Here is an 18,885-nt window from a genome sequence, read left to right as displayed (position 1 = left end):
GTCGAGCTCCCTTCAGTAATTGGGGCAAAGCTTATAGAGAATTCAGGAACGCCAGCAACGCGGCACGCTGCTCGGCATCGAATGACAACACATGCTGCTGCGCCGCTTGCGCTTGCCCGCCATGCCAGAGCACGGCTTCGAGCAGGTTGCGGGCGCGGCCGTCATGCAGGAACTGGGTGTGGCCACTGACGGCTTGCGTCAGGCCGATGCCCCACAACGGCGGGGTACGCCAGTCGCGGCCACCGGCCTTGAATTCGGTACGGTTGTCGGCCAGCCCTTCGCCCATGTCGTGCAGCAGCAAATCGCTGTAGGGGCGGATCACCTGGTTGGCCAGTTCAGGTTCAGCGGCGTTGGCGGCCGTGGTGAACGTCGGTTTGTGACAGCCCTGGCAACCGGCCTGGTAGAACAGGTTCTTGCCGGCCAGCACCTGCGGAGCGTTGACGTCGCGGCGCAGCGGCACGGCGAGGTTACGCGTATAGAACAGCACCAGGCGCAGGATGTTGTCGCTGACTTCCGGCTCGCCATCGGGGCCGTTGCCGTTGGGCGCCTGTTTGCAGGCGACTTGGGCGTCGGTGCAGTCATCGAAGGGTCTCAAGGAGGTGGTGAGGCCCATATCACCAGAAAACGCGTGAACATTTTGTTGATTGAGGTTGGGTTGCCCGGCTTTCCAGCCAAACCGACCGAGTACGGTTTTTTGCTCGGCGTCATCCCACACCTGGTTCGCCCGGCCGACGATGGCTTCGCTGTCAGCAGTCTCCGGGTCGGTGTTGCGCAGGATGTCGGCGTCGCTGATGGCTTCGAGCAGCCCCAGGCCGATCATCGGCGGAGCGATGCGCGCAGAGAAACGCGTGTCGGGGTGCATCGGGCCATAGCCGAGCTGGGTGATCTGCAGGTCGGGCTTGCGCAACTCGACCACCGTACCGTCCTTGAACTGGACGTTCACCGGTGTGTAATCGACCCGCACCTTGCCCTCCGGGGCCACGCCAGGCACGGCCATGTCCTGCAGTTGCCCGCCATACACCGGCTCTGGCACCACGCCGAGTTGCTCGATGAGTTTGGCGTAAGGTTCCTTTTCGGTAACAGGCGCGGCGATCGACAGGCGGACCAGCATCGACACGGCGTTCGGCGCGTCGGCCAGCGGTGGATGGCCTCGGCCGTCCTTGATATGGCAGTTCTGGCAGGCGTTGGTATTGAACAGCGGGCCCAGGCCGTCTCGTGCGGTGGTGGTGGACGGCGCGATCACCCAGGGGCTGCGAAAGAAACTGTTGCCGACGCTGAAGTCCAGGCGGCGGGTGGGCGCCAGGTTGGCCGAGGGCAGGGAAAACGCGTTCTGGTCACGCTTGTTCACCGTCGTGGCACCGCCAGCGCGCGCTTCACCCGGCTCGGCCTGGGTAAACCGAGGGGCATCGTCGCAGGCGGTCAGGCCCAGGGCCATCAAGGCTGCGCACAGGTGAAGTAGCGAACGGAACATCGAGTTTCCTGAACGAAGGCGAAAAAGGTGGTCGCAAAGTCTAACAGGGCGGGGCAGTTTGAATAAGAGCAATTATCGTTTGGTGGCATGCCGATTCATTCCGCTAGAATGACCGCACATTTTTTTCAGGAGGTGGCCAATGCAGGCTCTCGACGCTTTGCTCAACCGTGTTTCCGTGCCGCGCTTGCTCGAACCGGCACCGACCCAGGAGCAGCGCGACGTGCTGTTCGCCGCCGCCATGCGTGCGCCCGACCACGGCCAGTTGCGCCCGTGGCGTTTCCTCACCGTGGAAGGTGCCGCCCGTGAGCAGATGGGCACGCTGTTGGCCGAAGCCGCCCGCCTGCACGATGCCGATGCCCCGCAAGCCGCGATCGACAAGGCCCAGAACGGCCCATTGCGCGCGCCGCTGGTGGTGGTGGTGATTGCTCGCCTGCAGGAGCACTTCAAGGTGCCCAAGTCCGAACAACTGCTGGCAGCCGCCTGCGCGGCCCACGGCATTCTGCTGGCGGCTTATGCCCAGGGGATTGGTGCGGTGTGGCGCACGGGTGAATTGTCCTACTCGGCCCACGTCGCCAAAGGCCTGGGGCTGGCAGCTGGCGAGGAAGTGATTGGCTTTCTCTACCTGGGCACCCCACAGAACCCGCCGCGCACCGCGCCGAAGGAAGACCTGACAGCGTTCGTCCAGGCCTGGACCGGTCTGTAAGGTTTTTGTAGGAGCGAGCTTGCTCGCGAAGCACTCAGGGCCCACTCGTTTATCCAGAATGAACGCGTTGTCTGGGCGTTTTTCGCGAGCAAGCTCGCTCCTACAGGTATTGAGGCTTGCCCGATGGCGGTGGTACATACCCAGCAGCTTTTGGTGAGTCCGAGTGGATCAAGCCATTCGTTTCATTAGGGCTGCGCCACTGTCGCGTTCTGCCTGCCAGGAATAGCGTCAGACGTTGGCTTCAAGGCGCGAGTCAACTGATAAGCAATTGCCAGCCACACGAACCATCCCGGCATGACCATCAGGGCAATACGCGTATCAGGCCGCAACGCCAGCAGGCAGAGCACAAAGCCCAGAAACGCCAGGGAAACCCAGGCCATCGGTACTCCCCCAGGCATCTTGTAAGCCGACTTCGCATGCAGATCAGGGCGTTTTTTGCGATAGGCAATATAAGACGCCAGGATCGTCGACCACGTGAAAATCACCAGGATCGCCGACACGGTAGAGACGATAGTAAAGGCTGTCATGACTTGCGGAACGACGAACAGCACCAATACTCCCACCAGCATCAACAGCATCGTGAACGCCAAGCTCAACAGCGGCACGCTGTTACTCGACAGCCGTCGGAATACGTGGGGCGCGTTGTCTTGGTTGGCCAACCCGAACAGCATACGGCTCGATGAAAATACGCCGCTGTTTGCCGATGACGCCGCAGACGTCAGTACCACGAAGTTGACGATGCCAGCTGCTGCGGGGAACCCTGCCACAAGAAACAGTTCGACAAACGGGCTCTTGATTGCGGACACCTGCTGCCAGGACGTCACAGCAATAATGCAGATCAGGGCCAGCACGTAGAACAAGATGATCCGCAGCGGAATCGAGTTGATTGCCTTGGGCAGGGTTTTCTCCGGAGATCGAGTTTCGGCGGCGGCTGTGCCAATCAGCTCAGTGCCGGCGAAGGAGAAAATCGCCATTTGAAATCCGGCAAAGAAGCCGAACAATCCGTTAGGGAACGCTGCCTGTTTATCCACCAGGTGGCTCAGGGACGCGGTGACCCCGCTGGGTGAGACGAACGAGCTGGCAATCAGCACGGTGCTGACGCCGATCAGGGTCACCACCGCAATGATCTTGATGATTGCGAACCAGAACTCCACCTCCCCGAACAGCCTGACCGTCAGCACGTTGAGCGCGAACAGGGTCGCCAGCATCCCGACCGCGGGTATCCACGCCGGCACGTCGGGAAACCAATACTGGAAAAATCCGCCGACCACGACGGCATCGCCGATCACCGCCACGCTCCAGCTCAGCCAGTACGACCAGCCGAGGAAGAATGCTGCGCGCGGGCCGAGGTACGCACCGGCGAAGTCGGCAAAGGTTTTGAAGTTGAGATTGGACAGGAGCATTTCGCCCATGGCACGCATGACGAAAAACACGAACAGTCCGATGATCATGTAGATGAGGATGATCGACGTCCCGGAGAGGGCGATGATCTTCCCGGAGCCCATGAACAGGCCGGTACCAATGGCACCGCCCATGGCCATTAGCTGGATGTGACGATTGCCCAGCGTGCGCTGCAGCGCGGGCTGTTCAAGCAGCCCGGAAGAATTCGATTTCATTGCAAAACCTCTTGATTTTATGTTTTTGAGTTTTGGCAGAAAGTAGGTGTCGAGCGTTCTTGTTAGAAATACAGCGGCTAATCACAGGCATGCCTGGAAGGCGATGGCCCCCTCGCCAAGTGGCTGGGGGGCGGCCATTCCGATCAGTTGACGGTGCGCAGGCGCGAGGTTTTGGCCGGTAGCGGATCCAGCAGTTGAAAGAGGTTCTTGATGTTGGCCGGCGTCGGTACGAGGTGGATGCGTCGACCGATTTGCTGTGCCTGGGCCAGATCGTTGAGGTAGCGCAGTGACGAAAAGTCCTCCAAGGCAAAGCCCACCGAATCGAAGACAGTCACCTGCGTATCGTTTTCGCGTCCAACCACTTCACCCCGCGCAATCCGGAAAAATTCGATCACGGGAGAGTCGGCTTCCAGTTGCTGAATGTCGCCCTCAATGCGTGTCTGCGGCTCGAATTCGACGATGACCCGGGCGTTGCGCAGGATATCGGCATGCAGTTCGGTTTTACCCGGGCAGTCACCGCCGACCGCATTGATGTGCATGCCGGGCTCGATCATGTCGGGGGTCAGAATCGTTGCATAGGCTTTGTCGGCGGTGACCGTGGTGACGATATCCGCGCCTTTGACTGCTTCCTTCACGGAGCCGGCCAGAATGACTTCGATGTCCGGAAACATCGCGAGGTTATGCTTCAACTTGAGGGACGCGTCGTGATCGATATCGAAGATGCGGATTTCGCTGATGCTCAACAGGTCATGAAAGGCGAGCGCCTGGAATTCACTTTGGGCACCGTTGCCGATGAGGGCCATCGAGGTCGCATTCGAGCGAGCCAAGGACTGCGCCACCAGCGCGGACGTTGCGGCGGTACGCACGGCAGTGGTCAAGGTCAGTTCGCTGAGCAGGGTGGGATAGCCACTCTGCACATCAGCCAGGACACCGAAAGCCATGACCGTCAGCAGGTTCTGCTGGCCGTTGTGCGGATGGCCGTTCACGTATTTGAATGAATACTGCTGGCCATCGTCCGTGGGCATCAGTTCGATGACGCCTGCTGCCGAGTGGTTGGCGGTGCGCGGCGATTTATCAAAGTGCGCCCAGCGTGCGTAGTCAGCCTTGATGTAGGTCGCCATGTCGCGGATAGCGCGCCGGATGCCCACTTGGGTAAACAGGCGTGCAGCGTCATCGACATCTATGAAAAGCGTCATGTTCTTATTCTCCGTTCCAGAATTGAAGGCCGTTGAGCGAGGGATGGCTCAGCTGCGTTTGCTCTCGAATCCGTGCAGCACGTTGACGGCGTTGATGCCGATTTCGTCGACCATGTAACCCCCTTCCATCACGAACAGAGTGGGGCAGCCAACGCTGGCAATAAGCTCTCCGATCCCGATGAAATCATCGCTTTCCAGCAGGAAATGGCTGATGGGATCGTCCTTGAATGTGTCGACTCCCAGCGAAATCACCAGCACCTCTGGGGCAAAGTGCTTGAGCGTTCTGCAGGCATGGCGCAGGGCGTTGCCGTAGCTTTCCCAAGTGGTGCTTTTGGGCAAGGGGTAGTTGTGGTTGAACCCCTCGCCAAGGCCGGCGCCGACTTCGCTGCTGAAGCCTGAGTAGTAGGGATAGGAGACGGCCGGCTCGCCGTGCAGCGAGACGAACATCACGTCACTGCGGTCGTAGAAAATGTTCTGTGTGCCATTGCCATGATGAAAATCGACATCCAGTACCGCAACACGCTGGGCGCCTTGGGTAATGGCCCGTTGTGCGGCAATGGCCGCGTTATTGAGGTAGCAGTAGCCGCCCATGTATTCGCGTGCAGCGTGATGTCCCGGCGGGCGGCACAGCGCAAACGCACTGTCATGGCCTTCATCGATCAGGGCAAGGCCGGTGAGGGCTATATCGGCGCTGGTTTTTACAGCTTGCCAAGTGGTGGCGGTAATCGGGGAGCCGGCATCCATGGCGTAGAAACCCAACTTGCCGTCGATGAAGGTCGGTACTTGGTCGTTGGCCAGATCGCGCACGGGCCATACCAGCGGCAAAGCATCGTGAGTGCGTCCGGTTGCGCACCATTGCGTCCAGGCACTTTCCAGAAAACTGACGTAGCGCTCGCTGTGCGCATTGACGTAGCACGACCGGTCAAATGCGCGCGGTTCGATGATCTGGCCCAGGCCGACCTGCTTGACGCGGTCATGGACGGTATCGGCCCGGCTTGGTTGTTCGAAGGACGGCTTGAGTACGCCGTCTTTTAATTCTGTGCCGTGGTGCAAACGGTGGGAATCACTAAAAACTGTAAACATTCTGCGCATCCGTTAATGTGAACCAGTGCAAATATTCTGTTCTGGCCAGGAGGCGATTTCTTTGCTTTGTTTTCGCGGATTAGCAGATATTTCGGGTTTTTTTACTCAGGAATGGCTTAATGCAGAAAAAAAGTTCCAAACGTATCAGCCTTGACCAAACCGACCTCGCTATCCTTGAGTTGCTGCAGGAGGACGCGAGTATTTCCAATTCCGAGCTCAGTGAGCGACTATCGTCAAGCCTGACGCCTTGTTGGCGAAGGCGTAAGAGAATGGAGGAGGCGGGCGTCATAAAAGGCTATCAAGCCAACCTTGATCGACGCATGCTGGGGTTGGATATCATGGCGTTTGTGCATATCCGTTTTTCTACCCATGCCGACCATGCTCCGGACGCCTTCGAGGCGGTGATTGCGCAATTGCCGCAAGTGTTGGCCTGTCACAAGATCACTGGTGATGCCGATTACGTGTTGCAGGTGTTGGCGAAGGATCTTGATAGCTACAGCGACTTTGTCGAGCAGGTGCTCAGACGTCAGGTGGGCATTGCGTCCATCCAGTCCAGCCTGGCGTTGCGTGAAATCAAGTCCAGTAGCCGCATTGCGATACCAAAACCGGGAAAGGACTGAGCGGGGGGCAAGCCCCCTCTCACATTGAGGTGTGGTGTTGCTTAAACCTTGAATTGATCCATCAACTTCATCTGCTGGCTGGCCAAGGCATTGAGCTGGCTGCTGATGGCCGCCGACTCGGTGGCCTGGCCGGTGAGGGTTTCGGTCACGGTGCGGATCGCCGAGACGTTGCGATTGACCTCTTCAGCCACTGCGCTTTGCTGTTCGGCGGCGCTGGCGATCTGCAGGTTCATGTCGCTGATCACCGTCACCGCGTCGCTGATCTTGCCCAGCGCCTGCACGGCCTGATGGATCTGCCCGGCATTGCTCTGGGCCTGGCTTTGGCTCGAGTGCATGGTCGCCACGACGCCGCGGGTGCCGCTCTGGATGCGTTCGATCACCAGGCGAATTTCCTCGACCGAATCCTGGGTGCGTTTGGCCAGGTTGCGCACCTCATCGGCCACCACCGCAAAACCGCGCCCGCTTTCCCCGGCACGCGCCGCTTCGATTGCCGCGTTCAACGCCAGCAGGTTGGTCTGTTCGGCAATGCTGCGGATCACTTCCAGGACTGAACCGATCTGTTCGCTGTTGACGGCCAACGCCTCGACTTCGCCCACCGCCTTGCTGACTTCCTCGGCCAGGGTGGTGATGTCGCGGGTGCTTTGTTCGATGATCGACATGCCTTCGCGTGCCGACTGGTCCGCGCCGCGTGCCGCGCTGGCGGCGTTGGAGGCGCTGTTGGCGACGTCATGGGCGGTGGCACTCATCTCATTGGACGCGGTGGCCACCTGGTCGATTTCGCGGAACTGCACCTGCATGCCTTCGCTGGTCTGACGCGCAATGGCCGAGGACTGGTCGGCCGTGCCGCGCGCTTCGGTGATGCTCTGCTTGATCTGCGCAATGGTCGGTTGCAGCTTGTCGAGGAAGCGATTGAACCAGTTCACCAGCTCGCCCAGTTCGTCTTTTTTGGCATAGGCCAGGCGTTGGGTGAGGTCGCCGTCGCCGCTGGCGATGTCCTTGAGCATGGCCGCCACGCTGTTGATCGGGCGGGTCACGCCGGTGGCGGTCAGCCAGATCAGCAGCAGGCCAACAAGGCCGGCGGCCGCCGCGACCAGCAAGGCTTTGAGGGTTCCTGTGGACTGCGCGTCGTCAAGCACCGCTTGCAGCTTGACGTTATCGGCGAGCATCACGGCCTTGGGCAGCTTGATCACGACGCCCCAGGATTTGGCGTCGGCAATCGGCTTGACGGGGTACACGGTGCGAATGGTCTCGTCCTGTTCGCGGATCATCGGGCGATCATTGGCGAGCAGTTGCACGATCTCTTTGCCTTCGGCGCCAAGGGTGTCGATCAGGTTCTTGCCCACGCGCGCCGGCTCACCGCTGTAGGCGGCGATCAGGCCGGTGCTGGACAGCACTTCCAAATGCCCAGCGCCGTTGAACAGGTCTTTCTGAGCCGCATCGGTGACGGCTTGCAGGGCATTGAGGGCGATGTCCACACCGACCACGCCGATCACCTTGCCGTCCACGATCAAAGGCTGGGAGATGGTGGTCATCAGCACGGGTTTGCCGGCCACCGTGTCTTCGTACGGGTCCAGCAGGCAGGTGGTGCGCGTATCGCGTGGGCAGGTGTACCAAATGTTGTAGGGCGTGCCGCTGAGGTTGAGGGTGGTTTTCGTCAGGTCATCTTCAACCATGATCGTGTTCAGGCTTTCGCCGCCGGCCCGGCTCCAATAGCTGGAGAAGCGGCCTTTCTCGTTGGAGACGCGCGCCTTGTCGTCAACGAATTCGCTGTCCTTGCCATCCAGTGCGTTGGGTTCGAACGACAGCCAGATGCCCAGCACCTTGGTGTTGCGGTCAAAGGCGGTTTTTACGCTCTGATTGAGATCTTCGCGCAGGGCTCCGGCTTCCAGGGAACGCTTGGTCCCTAGGTTGCGCAGGTCTTTGACCTGGTCGGCGAGGGCGGTGACCACTAGCAGGTTTTCGTTGAAAGTTTTCTGCAACTGCACGGCCTGTTCGGCCGCCTTGGCCTGTAGCAGCTGTTCTACGCTGGCCGTCAGCATTCGTGAGCTTGAGTCACTGACCAGTTGGTCGTTCTGGTTGGTGTTGTAGATGTTAATGCCGACCACCAGTGCAATCACGCCTAGCAGGCAGAGGCCGGACAGCAGCACGATTTTCAAGCGGATAGAGAGGGTGTCGAACATAGGTTCACTCACGAATGGACTTGTTGAGAAGCACGCAAAAGTGCCAAGTCCATTCGGCGCCATGCCTGAAACATCGGCGTAACAAATCAATTCATGAGTAACAGCCGATGAGCGGTAGGCGCCTGCACGCAGCGTTATACGGGGCGTGCGAGCTGTTCGGGGCGCGACCAGATCCACAGGTTGCCCAGGCTCATGCCGGCGATTGCCAGGTAGATCGGCCAGCCATGGTCGAGCATCACCAGCATCAGCGCGGCGCACAGCAACATGCTCACGGTGGCGCTGACTTTGGCCCGGCGCGCGATGATCTTGCCATTGCGCCAGTTGACCAGGATCGGTCCGAACAGGCGGTGGTTTTCCAGCCAGGCGCTGAGGCGTGGTGAGCTTTTAGTGGCGGCCCAGGCGGCCAGCAGGATGAATTCGGTGGTGGGCAAACCCGGTATGACAATCGCCACCAGGCCGATCCCCAGGCTGACGTAGGCCAGCAGGCCGTACAGGATCTGCGCGATTTTAGAGGTGGATTGGAGTTTGCCGGTCATGGTGTGTGCAAGGTTGGGAGCAACAAAAAAGTCAGCATTGAAATGCGGTCTGAATGTGGGAGGGGGCTTGCTCCCGATGGCGGTGGGTCAGTAATAGATTCGTTGACTGATACACCGCCATCGGGAGCAAGCCCCCTCCCACATTGGATCGCGCTTAAATTGGGGCTCAGGCCAGTTCAGGGGCGCTAGCGTACGCCTGTTCCAGCAATACGGTGAAGCGCACGAACGCATCGATCGCACCTTTCTCCGCGGCGCCTTCCTCTTCGGCGCTCAGTTGCATCGCATCGAGGGTGCGGGTGAAGCGTTTCCAGCCTTCGGCACGCCCGCCCGCCGGCTCGCCCAGGTGACGGGCACCGAAGGTTTCGCTCAGGCCCAGGCCCACGGCACGTTTGATCAGGAAGGCAGCGCCCAGTTTGGAGCCTTCGGAGACGAACAGCCAGCCCAAGGCTTCGGCGCGGCCGGGGTTGTTGACGGCACCGGCAACCGGTGCAGGCACGTCGGTGTCGAGGTCGCCCAGGTCGAGCCTGGCAGCGTCTGCGCGGCAGCGCTGGGCCAGGTCCGGGATGATCTGGTTCAGTTCGGCATCGTTGTACAGCGCGACCAACTCCGATTGAAACAGGTACTGCGCCACCACGAAGCGGGCGAAGTTGGCCTGGGTTTCAAACGGGGCGTGGGCTTTGACCAGCGCGTCGAGCTTGGTGTGCGGTTCGTGGGTGATCTGGTTCAGGCGCTGGGAGCGCAGGCTTGGACGTTCTGCGGTAGGAGAAGCGGTCATAAAAAGTCCTTGAGAAGGGGTAGCGCCTGTTGGCTCTAAAGAGAGCGGTTATCAACTAGACGAACAGGAAGACGCGGCACAGTAAAAAATCCTCACCCCGCCGCGAAATCATCGCGGCGAGGTGAGGCGGTTGCCGTCAGATGTCCCAGATCACATTGATCGCGAAGTTGCGGCCCGGCTGGGTCAGGCGATCGAGGTTGGCCGGGCCGGTCACCGCGGCTTCGCCGACACTGTCGTAGCTGCGTACGTCATCCCAGTTCCAGTACTTCTTGTCGGTGAGGTTGTAGACGCCGCCGTTGATGGTCACGTCGTGGGTGACTTTGTAGTAGGCGGTCAGGTCGAGAATGCCGAACCCCGGCGTCTTGAACGGGCCGCTGGTATCGCCGTCCGGCGCGTGGAAAGTGCTGCTGTCGACGCGATTCTGTTTTTTCACCAAGGTCCAGCTCACCAGGCCGCCGTAGCTGTCCTGATCGTAGCCCAGGCCGAAGACGCCCTTGAGCGGGTTGACGCTGTTGAGCGGCTCGCCGTTGTCGTCGTTGCGGCCATGGGCGTAGGACACCGCACCCTGGGTATACAGGCCTTGTGGCGCACCGAAGGCATCCAGGTTCAGGCGACCCTTGGCTTCGGCGCCCTTGATGGTGGCGCGCTTGATATTCACCGCCTGGAACTGTTCGACGGTGCCGCCGACCACCGCGTTGTCTTCGTCGATGAAGTTGCGGTATTTGTTGTAGAACACCGCGATTTCAAACGAGCCCTCGTCGAACTTGCCGCGCAGCCCTGTTTCGATGCCCTTGCTGGTTTCCGGCTTGAGGTCGGGGTTGGGCTCCACGGTGTAGCCCAGGTTGAGGTTTTCGAAGCGGCCGTACAGGGCTTTGGCGGACGGTGTGCGGAAACCTTCGGCGTATTGGCCGAACCAAGTGTATTGATCGGTCAGGGCGTAGGTCAGGCCGAACTTGGGCGTGACGCGGTGCCAGGTCTTGTCCTTGCCGTCGACGGAATATTCACCGGTGGGGTTCACGGTGCTGAGGAATTCCTCGGTCAGCTTGGGCTTGAGCCGGGTGTAGTCATAGCGCACGGCGGGCAGGAAGGTCCATTTGTCCCAGGTGATCTGGTCCTGGGCGAACAGCGAATAGGTGTTGATGGTCGGATCGGGGAAGTCGCTGGCTTTCTTCACGCTGTCGCCGGCCGATGGGCTGGGCGCGCCGATGGCGGTGCAGCCGCTGCCGACCGCCAGGCAGGTGGCGCTGCCTTCGCGCGAACCGGTGACTTTCTGCTGCTTGAGCGTGGTGCCGTAGGTCACTTGGTGATCGGTGTCACCGAGGCTGAAGGCCTTGTCCAGTTGCGCATCGAAGACCCACTGTTTCTCTTCGTACAGCGTATCGCGGGTGCGCAATACGCGACGGCCCGACTGGTAGATTTCAGCCGTGGTCTGGTCGGTCTTGGCGATCTGGTAATTGAGGCTGGTCTTGATGCGGTCGGCGATGGGCGAGTCGAGGGCGAAGCTGTTTTCCAGGCCGAAACGCTCGCGGGTAATGGTGTCGTTGCCGCGACGGTCTCGGTAAAGGTTGAAACCGCGTCCACCGACGAAAGGGCCGCCCACGGCGTTCTTCAGGTTGACGTCGCGATCATCCTTGTACTTCTCGTAGGTCAGGCCCAGGCGGTTGTCGTCGCCGTAATTCCAACCCAGTTTGGCCAGCACGTTGGTAGTGCGCGCGTCTTCGGGGTTGGCGCCGGTGCGGGCCAGGCCGGTGGCGTTGTTGCCGTCATAGGATTCGGTTTCGTGACCGTTGCGCTGGCTCAGGTGCAGCAAGCCGTCGAAGTCCTGCACGCGGCCGGCGACGGTGGCGGAGGTCAGCCAGCTTTCGTCGGCGGAGCTGTAACCGGTCTTCAGGCGCGCGCCGACGTCCTGGCCGGGCTTGATGATGTCATCCGGGTCGAGGGTGAAGTAGCTCACCGCGCCGCCAATCGCACTGCTGCCGTACAGGGCCGAGGCCGGACCACGCAGGATTTCCACGCGCTTGACGATTTCCGGGTCGACGTAGTTGCGCCGGGTCTTGGCGTAGGGGCCGTTGAAGAAGTTGTCCGGCACTTCCACGCCGTCGACCTGAGTAAGAATGCGATCGCCGTCGATACCGCGAATGTTATAGCCCGCGTTGCCCGAGCGGGTGCCGGCGCCGCCCACCGACACGCCCGGCTCGTAACGCACCAGTTCGCGGGTGGTGTTGACGTTCTGGCGGTCCAGCTCCTGGCGGTCGTGCACGCTGACCATGCTCGGTACGCTGTCCACATCCTGCTCGGTGCGGGTGGCGCTGATGGTCACTTGCTGCAGGTTCAGAGCGCTGCCGGTGGCACGTTTCTCCAGGACGATGTTGTTATTGCCCAGCTTGCGATAGCTCAGGTTTGTCCCCGCCAACAGCCGCTCCAGCGCCTTCTCCGGCGACAACGCACCGCGCACGCCTGGGGACGATACACCCTGGCCCAATTCAGCCGGCAGGCCGACTTGCCAGCCGGTCACGCCGGTAAAGGCATTCAGTGCCGACACCAGTGGCTGCTGTTCGATGCTGAACGTGTAGTTGCCGTGGCTGCGCGGCACCGGTTCGGCGGCAGTGGCGGCCATCGCCGGCGCGCCGGCCATCAGTATGGCGGCGGTCAGCAGAGACAGGACGGGCGAACAAGACCGGCGGTTGAAACGAGAGGACATCGAGAGCGCTCCGGAGATACGAATCTTATAGTTGCGAACCTATCCAAATAGGAATCAGTTGCATTGGCTATAACGAGACGTATCGCCGGTCAGGATCGAGTAAAAATAATTCTCATTTAGTTCAAGATGACCAGCGCCGGGTATTCCGACAGCTTGGCCGAGGTGATGTGGGCCAGGGAACGCACCACATCCAGCGGCTGGTCGAGGCGATAATTGCCGGTGACCGCGACGCTGGCGAGCTTGTCGTTGGTGTTGACGATCCAGCCCGGGTAATAGCGACGCAGCTCCGTCAGCACCTCGCTCATCGGGCAGTTCTCGAAGACCAGGCGGCCCTGAACCCAGGCCAGGTCCTTACCGGCATCCAGCTTGGCCGGCTGGCCGAAGCCCTTGGGGCCGATGCGGATGCTCTGGCCGGCACTCAGGCGCACCCGCGCGTCGTTGAAGGTATTGCTCAGGTCGACATCACCGCGCTGCACTTGCACCTGGGCTTCGCCGTCGAGATAGCGCACGGCAAACGCGGTGTCCTGCACGCTGGCGCGCACCGGGCCGGCGTCGATTTCCAGCGGCAGGCCACGGGCTGGGGCGATGTCGAAAAACGCTTCGCCCTGGTAGAGGCGGGCGATGCGCTGGTGGTCTGTGACGCTGCTGGAAAACGCCGAATTGGTGTTCAACAGCACGTTGGAACCTTCGTCCAGTTGCAGGCGCTGGCGCTCGCCGACCACGGTGAGGTGGTCGGCCTGCAGGCGTACCGGCAGGTTGCTGAAACTGAACAGGCCGAGCAGCAGCACGGCCGCGGTGGCCAGGGGTTTCCAGTGCGGTTTGACCCGGCGCCAGGCGCTCGGTTTGCGCGGCGCGGCCAGGGCCACGGCGGCGCTGTGCACCGGCGCGCCGCCCCAGGCAGCCTGGGCTTTGTTAAAGGCGTGGGCATGCGCCGGGCTCTCGGCCAGCCAGGCCTGGAACGCGGCGTGCTGGCCTGGCTGCGGGCACTGCAAGGCGATCAGCCAATCGAGGGCTTGGTCCATGGCCGCGTCTTGCAGCACCTCATGAGCCAGCTCATGGGGGCGCACTTTATTCGGGTCCGTCACGGTGTTCCTCGGGTCTTCGCCACGTTCTATTCATTTTTCCTACAGCTTGGATCGACACTTCTGTCCGAGTGAAGCTTAAGGCTGATCCAGCCGTTCGGCCACACCTACACAGATGGCCATGATCAACTTCAGTTCCTTTTGTACGGTGCTCAAGGACACCTGCAACTGATCGGCAATCTCCTGGTAGCTGCAACCGTGCAGGCGGCTGAGGATGAAGATGCGTTGCTGGCGGGCGCTCAACTGGCCCAGGCTGACGCTCAGGTGCTCAAGCAATTGCTCGGCCTGGGTCGCGTCTTCAGGTGTGCTGATCGGGGCGGCGACACTTTGCAGGACATCCAGCGGGACATCTTCCTGCAGGGTGCGGGCCTGGATCCTGCGCGAACGCAAATGATCCAGCGCCAGGTTGCGCGCTGTCTGGTAGACGAAGGGTTCCAGGTGGTCGATCGGCCGCTCACTCAGGGCCCGAGTCACGCGCAGGTAGGTTTCCTGCAACAGGTCCTCGGCAGTGCTGTGGTTATTCACCATGCGTTGCAGAGTGCGCAGCAGGATCACCCGTTGGGTGAGAAAAACGTGGTTGAAGCGAGATTGGCTCACAGTGATACCAGACCGATTTGCAGTTAATGATAATGCTTATCATCAACTGAAATGGCAAGTGGCTATTTCTACAGCCTTGCACCGCTCAAATGTGGGAGGGGGCTTGCTCCCGATAGCGGTGTGCCAGTCAATATATGAGTGACTGACACACCACCATCGGGAGCAAGCCCCCTCCCACACAAGCCCCATTCCAAATGGGTTTTTACTCGGCGTTGCAAAGCGCCAGGCAGTTATCCAGCATGCGGTTGGAGAAGCCCCACTCGTTGTCATACCAGGCCAGCACTTTAAGCAGCTTGCCGCTGACCTTGGTGTGGTTGGCGTCGAAGATCGACGACAGCGGGTTATGGTTGAAGTCACTGGAAACCAGCGGCAGGGTGTTGTAGCCGAGGATTTTCGAGTGTTGGCTGGCGTGCTTCAACAGCGCGTTGACTTCATCAGCCGTGGCTTCTTTCTTCAGCTGTACGGTGAGGTCCACCAACGACACGTTGATCACCGGCACGCGCACGGCCATGCCGGTCAGCTTGCCCGCGAGCTCCGGCAGCACCAGGCCGACGGCTTCAGCGGCGCCGGTCTTGCTCGGGATCATGTTCTGGGTGGCCGAACGCGCGCGGTACGGGTCGGTGTGGTAGACGTCAGTCAGGTTCTGGTCGTTGGTATAGGCGTGAATAGTGGTCATCAGGCCACTTTCGATGCCCAGTTCGCGGTGCAGCACCTGGGCGACCGGCGCCAGGCAGTTGGTGGTGCACGATGCGTTGGAGATGATCTGGTGCGATTGACGCAGAATGTCATGGTTCACGCCATAGACCACGGTCGCGTCCGCGCCCTTGGCTGGAGCGGAGATGATCACCTTGCGCGCGCCGGCGGTAATATGGGCGGCAGCCTTGTCACGGTCGGTGAACAGCCCGGTGCATTCGAACACCACGTCGATCTTGTGCGCGGCCCACGGCAGGTCGGCCGGGTTGCGAATGGCACTGACGGCGATCCGGTCGCCATTGACGGTCAGGCTTTCCTGATCGTGAGCGACCTCTGCTTCGAATGTGCCATGGACGGTGTCGTATTTGAGCAGGTGGGCATTGATCGAACTGTCGCCCAGATCGTTGATGGCGACGATCTGCAAATCCTGGCGGTAGCCTTGGGTATACAGTGCGCGCAGGACATTACGGCCGATACGGCCAAAACCATTGATTGCGATGCGTAGAGTCATTGGAAGGTGCCTATCGTCGATTTGTTGTAAGAATTACAAGATTATTCGCATAAAAATAGAAAACAAGCCTTTTTAGTGGCAATATTTTGTTCAATCTACAACGAGTGACCTGAATCAACTGGTCCGATGATCCAAACGACTCCCTGCCATCCCATGCGCTGCGGGCGTTTGATCAGCATAGACACTCAGGTCGCCACATCCGTTAGCCTGGAGTTCTATACATGCATCCCCGCGTTCTTGAGGTCACCGAACGGCTTATCGCCCGCAGCCGCGCCACCCGCGAGGCTTACCTTGCGCTCATTCGCGGCGCAGCCAGCGACGGTCCGATGCGCGGCAAGCTGCAGTGCGCCAACTTCGCCCACGGCGTGGCGGGTTGCGGCACCGAAGACAAAAACAGCCTGCGCATGATGAATGCCGCCAACGTGGCAATTGTTTCTTCGTATAACGACATGCTTTCGGCGCACCAGCCGTACGAACATTTCCCTGAACAAATCAAGAAAGCCCTGCGCGAAGTCGGCTCGGTCGGCCAGTTCGCCGGCGGCACGCCCGCCATGTGCGACGGCGTGACCCAGGGCGAGCCGGGCATGGAACTGAGCCTGCTCAGCCGCGAAGTCATCGCCATGTCCACGGCGGTAGCGCTGTCCCATAACATGTTCGACGCCGCGCTGATGCTGGGTATCTGCGACAAGATCGTCCCCGGCCTGATGATGGGCGCGCTGCGCTACGGCCACCTGCCGATGGTCTTCGTGCCTGGCGGGCCGATGCCGTCGGGCATCTCCAACAAGCAGAAAGCCGATGTGCGCCAGCGCTACGCCGAAGGCAAGGCCACCCGCGAAGAGCTGCTCGAATCGGAGATGAAGTCCTACCACAGCCCCGGTACCTGCACCTTCTACGGCACCGCCAACACCAACCAGCTGTTGATGGAAGTGATGGGCCTGCACCTGCCGGGCGCTTCGTTCGTCAACCCGTACACGCCGCTGCGCGACGCGCTGACCCGCGAGGCCGCGCATCAGGTCACGCGCCTGACCAAGGCCAACGGCAACTTCACGCCCATCGGCGAGATCGTCGACGAGAAGTCCATCGTCAACTCCATCGTCGCCCTCAACGCCACGGGCGGGTCCACCAACCACACCCTGCACATGCCGGCCATCGCGATGTCGGCGGGCATCATCCTGACCTGGCAGGACATGGCCGACCTCTCCGAGGTGGTCCCGACCCTGTCTCACGTGTATCCGAACGGCAAGGCTGACATCAACCATTTCCAGGCAGCGGGCGGCATGTCTTTCCTGATCCGCGAACTGCTCGAAGCCGGCCTGCTGCACGAAGACGTCAACACCGTGGCGGGCAAGGGCTTGAGCCGGTACACCCAGGAGCCGTTCCTGGTCGACGGCGAACTGATCTGGCGCGACGGCCCCATCGAAAGCCTCGACGAAACCATCCTGCGCCCCGTGGCCCGTGCGTTTTCGCCAGAAGGCGGCTTGCGGGTGATGGAAGGCAACCTTGGCCGTGGCGTGATGAAAGTCTCGGCCGTTGCGCCGGAGCACCAGGTGGTCGAAGCACCGGCCGTGGTGTTCCAGGATCAACAGGACCTGGCCGATGCGTTCAAGGCCGGCCAGTTGGAAAAAGACTTCGTCGCGGTGATGCGCTTCCAGGGCCCGCGTTCCAACGGCATGCCCGAATTGCACAAGATGACGCCGTTTCTGGGCGTGTTGCAGGACCGTGGTTTCAAAGTGGCGCTGGTGACAGACGGGCGTATGTCCGGCGCGTCGGGTAAGATCCCCGCCGCGATCCACGTCAACCCCGAAGCCCAGAGCGGCGGGCCGCTGGCGCGGGTTAAAGATGGCGATATCATTCGCGTCGATGGCGTCACCGGCACCCTGGAGCTTAAGGTGGACGCCGAAGAGTTTGCCGCGCGCACGCCGGCCACGGGCCTGTTGGGCAATAACGTGGGCGCCGGTCGCGAGTTGTTTGCATTCATGCGCTTGGCCGCAAGCTCCGCAGAGCAGGGCGCCAGCGCCTTTACCTCTGCCTTGGAGACGCTTAAGTGAAGTTAGCGCTGGTCGGTGATATCGGGGGTACCAACGCCCGTTTTGCGTTGTGGCGGGATCAGGCACTGCATGCGATCCGCGTGCTGGCCACGGCGGATCACTCAAGCCCTGAGGAGGCCATCAAGGTCTATCTCGATGAAGAAGGCCTGGCGATTGGCGACATCGGCGCGGTGTGCCTGTCGGTAGCCGGGCCGGTGAGCGGCGATGAGTTCAAGTTCACCAATAACCACTGGCGCTTGAGCAAGACGGCTTTTTGCCAGGCGTTGCAGGTGGACGAACTGCTGCTGGTCAACGACTTCTCGGCCATGGCCCTGGGCATGACCCGCTTGCAACCCGATGAATTTCGCGTGGTCTGTGAAGGCACGCCGGAACCGTTGCGGCCGGCGGTGGTGATCGGCCCGGGCACCGGCCTGGGCGTCGGTACGCTGCTGGACCTCGGCGCAGGCCGTTGGGCCGCGTTGCCAGGGGAGGGCGGCCATGTCGACCTGCCCCTGAGCAGCCCGCGCGAAACCCAGTTGTGGCAACACATCTACAGCGAGATTGGCCACGTCAGCGCTGAAACCGCGTTGAGCGGCGGCGGGTTGCCGCGCCTGTACCGGGCGATTTGTGCGGTGGATGGGCACACACCGGTGCTGGACACGCCCGAGGCCATCACGGCGGCGGGCCTGGCGGGCGATCCGGTGGCGATGGAAGTCCTCGACCAGTTCAGCATCTGGCTGGGCCGGGTGGCGGGCAACAATGTGCTGACCACGGGCGGGCGTGGCGGCGTGTATATCGTGGGCGGGGTGATACCGAGGTTTGCCGACTTCTTTATCAACAGCGGTTTCGCCAAAAGCTTTGCGGACAAAGGTTGCATGAGCGACTACTTCAAAGGCATTCCGGTATGGTTGGTGACGGCGCCATATTCGGGGTTGACCGGGGCGGGTGTGGCGCTGGAGCAGGCATTTGCTTAGGCTGTGATGGCCTCGTCGGGGGCAAGTCGAATCGTGGCACCCCTCCCACACTGGAATGCGTTTCAAATGTGGGAGGGGGCTTGCCCCCGATGACGCCATCAAGAGCACCCCATCACAACA

Annotated in this window: 15 protein-coding genes and 1 pseudogene; 4 read left to right on the top strand and 12 right to left on the bottom strand. The window is 61.1% G+C overall.

Annotated elements, in window-relative coordinates:
* Positions 1–31 precede the first annotated feature (31 nt).
* The gene (locus QF045_RS24925; protein ID WP_306494459.1) at positions 32–1,471 is read right to left on the bottom strand and encodes a di-heme oxidoredictase family protein; all 1,440 of its coding nucleotides are present in this window, start codon (positions 1,469–1,471) and stop codon (positions 32–34) included.
* Positions 1,472–1,610: 139 nt separating this feature from the next.
* Here QF045_RS24925 and QF045_RS24920 point away from each other — a divergent pair, with 139 nt between their 5' ends.
* The gene (locus QF045_RS24920) at positions 1,611–2,174 is read left to right on the top strand and encodes an NAD(P)H nitroreductase (RefSeq protein WP_306494458.1); all 564 of its coding nucleotides are present in this window, start codon (positions 1,611–1,613) and stop codon (positions 2,172–2,174) included.
* Between the two features lie 185 nt (positions 2,175–2,359).
* Here the strand turns inward: QF045_RS24920 and QF045_RS24915 are convergent, their stop codons facing one another.
* From QF045_RS24915 to QF045_RS24905, 3 genes are all read right to left on the bottom strand, one after another.
* Positions 2,360–3,790 (bottom strand): amino acid permease, encoded by a 1,431-nt coding sequence (locus QF045_RS24915; RefSeq protein ID WP_306494457.1) that lies wholly within the window; start codon positions 3,788–3,790, stop codon positions 2,360–2,362.
* A 143-nt stretch (positions 3,791–3,933) separates the two neighbouring features.
* On the bottom strand, positions 3,934–4,986 hold the full coding sequence (locus tag QF045_RS24910; RefSeq protein WP_306494456.1) for an ornithine cyclodeaminase: 1,053 nt from the start codon (positions 4,984–4,986) through the stop codon (positions 3,934–3,936).
* Between the two features lie 48 nt (positions 4,987–5,034).
* On the bottom strand, positions 5,035–6,069 hold the full coding sequence (locus tag QF045_RS24905) for a histone deacetylase family protein (protein WP_306494455.1): 1,035 nt from the start codon (positions 6,067–6,069) through the stop codon (positions 5,035–5,037).
* Positions 6,070–6,188: 119 nt separating this feature from the next.
* Here QF045_RS24905 and QF045_RS24900 point away from each other — a divergent pair, with 119 nt between their 5' ends.
* A complete protein-coding gene (locus QF045_RS24900; RefSeq protein ID WP_306494454.1) occupies positions 6,189–6,689 on the top strand; it encodes an Lrp/AsnC family transcriptional regulator in 501 nt (166 codons plus the stop codon).
* Between the two features lie 41 nt (positions 6,690–6,730).
* Here QF045_RS24900 and QF045_RS27855 read toward each other — a convergent pair whose 3' ends face one another.
* The 8 genes and pseudogenes from QF045_RS27855 to gap form a co-directional block, all read right to left on the bottom strand.
* Entirely contained in the window at positions 6,731–7,486 is a 756-nt protein-coding gene (locus QF045_RS27855; RefSeq protein WP_373424497.1) for a methyl-accepting chemotaxis protein, read from the bottom strand.
* A 102-nt stretch (positions 7,487–7,588) separates the two neighbouring features.
* Positions 7,589–8,728: pseudogene (locus QF045_RS27850) on the bottom strand (HAMP domain-containing protein); the annotation flags it as partial.
* A 275-nt stretch (positions 8,729–9,003) separates the two neighbouring features.
* The gene (locus QF045_RS24890) at positions 9,004–9,405 is read right to left on the bottom strand and encodes a YbaN family protein (RefSeq protein WP_306494453.1); all 402 of its coding nucleotides are present in this window, start codon (positions 9,403–9,405) and stop codon (positions 9,004–9,006) included.
* Positions 9,406–9,571: 166 nt separating this feature from the next.
* Positions 9,572–10,180, bottom strand: coding sequence for a biliverdin-producing heme oxygenase (locus QF045_RS24885; protein WP_306494452.1), 609 nt, complete (start codon positions 10,178–10,180; stop codon positions 9,572–9,574).
* Positions 10,181–10,316: 136 nt separating this feature from the next.
* Complete coding sequence (locus QF045_RS24880) at positions 10,317–12,881, bottom strand: TonB-dependent receptor (RefSeq protein WP_306494451.1); 2,565 nt, start codon at positions 12,879–12,881, stop codon at positions 10,317–10,319.
* A gap of 116 nt (positions 12,882–12,997) precedes the next feature.
* Positions 12,998–13,966: a FecR domain-containing protein gene (locus tag QF045_RS24875; RefSeq protein WP_306494450.1), complete on the bottom strand. Its 969-nt coding sequence runs from the start codon at positions 13,964–13,966 to the stop codon at positions 12,998–13,000.
* 75 nt (positions 13,967–14,041) lie between these two features.
* Positions 14,042–14,560 (bottom strand): RNA polymerase sigma factor, encoded by a 519-nt coding sequence (locus QF045_RS24870; protein ID WP_306494449.1) that lies wholly within the window; start codon positions 14,558–14,560, stop codon positions 14,042–14,044.
* Positions 14,561–14,762: 202 nt separating this feature from the next.
* Positions 14,763–15,764 (bottom strand): type I glyceraldehyde-3-phosphate dehydrogenase, encoded by a 1,002-nt coding sequence (gap, locus tag QF045_RS24865; RefSeq protein ID WP_124388026.1) that lies wholly within the window; start codon positions 15,762–15,764, stop codon positions 14,763–14,765.
* 221 nt (positions 15,765–15,985) lie between these two features.
* Between gap and edd the strand changes: the two genes are divergently transcribed.
* Entirely contained in the window at positions 15,986–17,812 is a 1,827-nt protein-coding gene (edd, locus tag QF045_RS24860; protein ID WP_306494448.1) for a phosphogluconate dehydratase, read from the top strand.
* Positions 17,809–18,765, top strand: a complete 957-nt coding sequence (locus tag QF045_RS24855) for a glucokinase (protein ID WP_306494447.1) — start codon at positions 17,809–17,811, stop codon at positions 18,763–18,765. Before edd ends, QF045_RS24855 begins: the two co-directional genes overlap by 4 nt.
* The last annotated feature ends 120 nt before the right edge of the window (positions 18,766–18,885 follow it).

It is taken from the genome of Pseudomonas sp. W4I3, assembly GCF_030816195.1.
Taxonomy (GTDB): domain Bacteria; phylum Pseudomonadota; class Gammaproteobacteria; order Pseudomonadales; family Pseudomonadaceae; genus Aquipseudomonas.
This window is presented reverse-complemented; position numbering and strand designations above follow the sequence as displayed.

What these genes read in the sequence shown, in the direction of transcription:
- QF045_RS24925 (WP_306494459.1), bottom strand. Translation starts at nt 1,471, where the DNA reads ATGTTCCGTTCGCTACTTCACCTGTGCGCAGCCTTGATGGCCCTGGGC.
- QF045_RS24920 (WP_306494458.1), top strand. Translation starts at nt 1,611, where the DNA reads ATGCAGGCTCTCGACGCTTTGCTCAACCGTGTTTCCGTGCCGCGCTTG.
- QF045_RS24915 (WP_306494457.1), bottom strand. Translation starts at nt 3,790, where the DNA reads ATGAAATCGAATTCTTCCGGGCTGCTTGAACAGCCCGCGCTGCAGCGC.
- QF045_RS24910 (WP_306494456.1), bottom strand. Translation starts at nt 4,986, where the DNA reads ATGACGCTTTTCATAGATGTCGATGACGCTGCACGCCTGTTTACCCAA.
- QF045_RS24905 (WP_306494455.1), bottom strand. Translation starts at nt 6,069, where the DNA reads ATGTTTACAGTTTTTAGTGATTCCCACCGTTTGCACCACGGCACAGAA.
- QF045_RS24900 (WP_306494454.1), top strand. Translation starts at nt 6,189, where the DNA reads ATGCAGAAAAAAAGTTCCAAACGTATCAGCCTTGACCAAACCGACCTC.
- QF045_RS27855 (WP_373424497.1), bottom strand. Translation starts at nt 7,486, where the DNA reads ATGCAGGTGCAGTTCCGCGAAATCGACCAGGTGGCCACCGCGTCCAAT.
- QF045_RS24890 (WP_306494453.1), bottom strand. Translation starts at nt 9,405, where the DNA reads ATGACCGGCAAACTCCAATCCACCTCTAAAATCGCGCAGATCCTGTAC.
- QF045_RS24885 (WP_306494452.1), bottom strand. Translation starts at nt 10,180, where the DNA reads ATGACCGCTTCTCCTACCGCAGAACGTCCAAGCCTGCGCTCCCAGCGC.
- QF045_RS24880 (WP_306494451.1), bottom strand. Translation starts at nt 12,881, where the DNA reads ATGTCCTCTCGTTTCAACCGCCGGTCTTGTTCGCCCGTCCTGTCTCTG.
- gap (WP_124388026.1), bottom strand. Translation starts at nt 15,764, where the DNA reads ATGACTCTACGCATCGCAATCAATGGTTTTGGCCGTATCGGCCGTAAT.
- edd (WP_306494448.1), top strand. Translation starts at nt 15,986, where the DNA reads ATGCATCCCCGCGTTCTTGAGGTCACCGAACGGCTTATCGCCCGCAGC.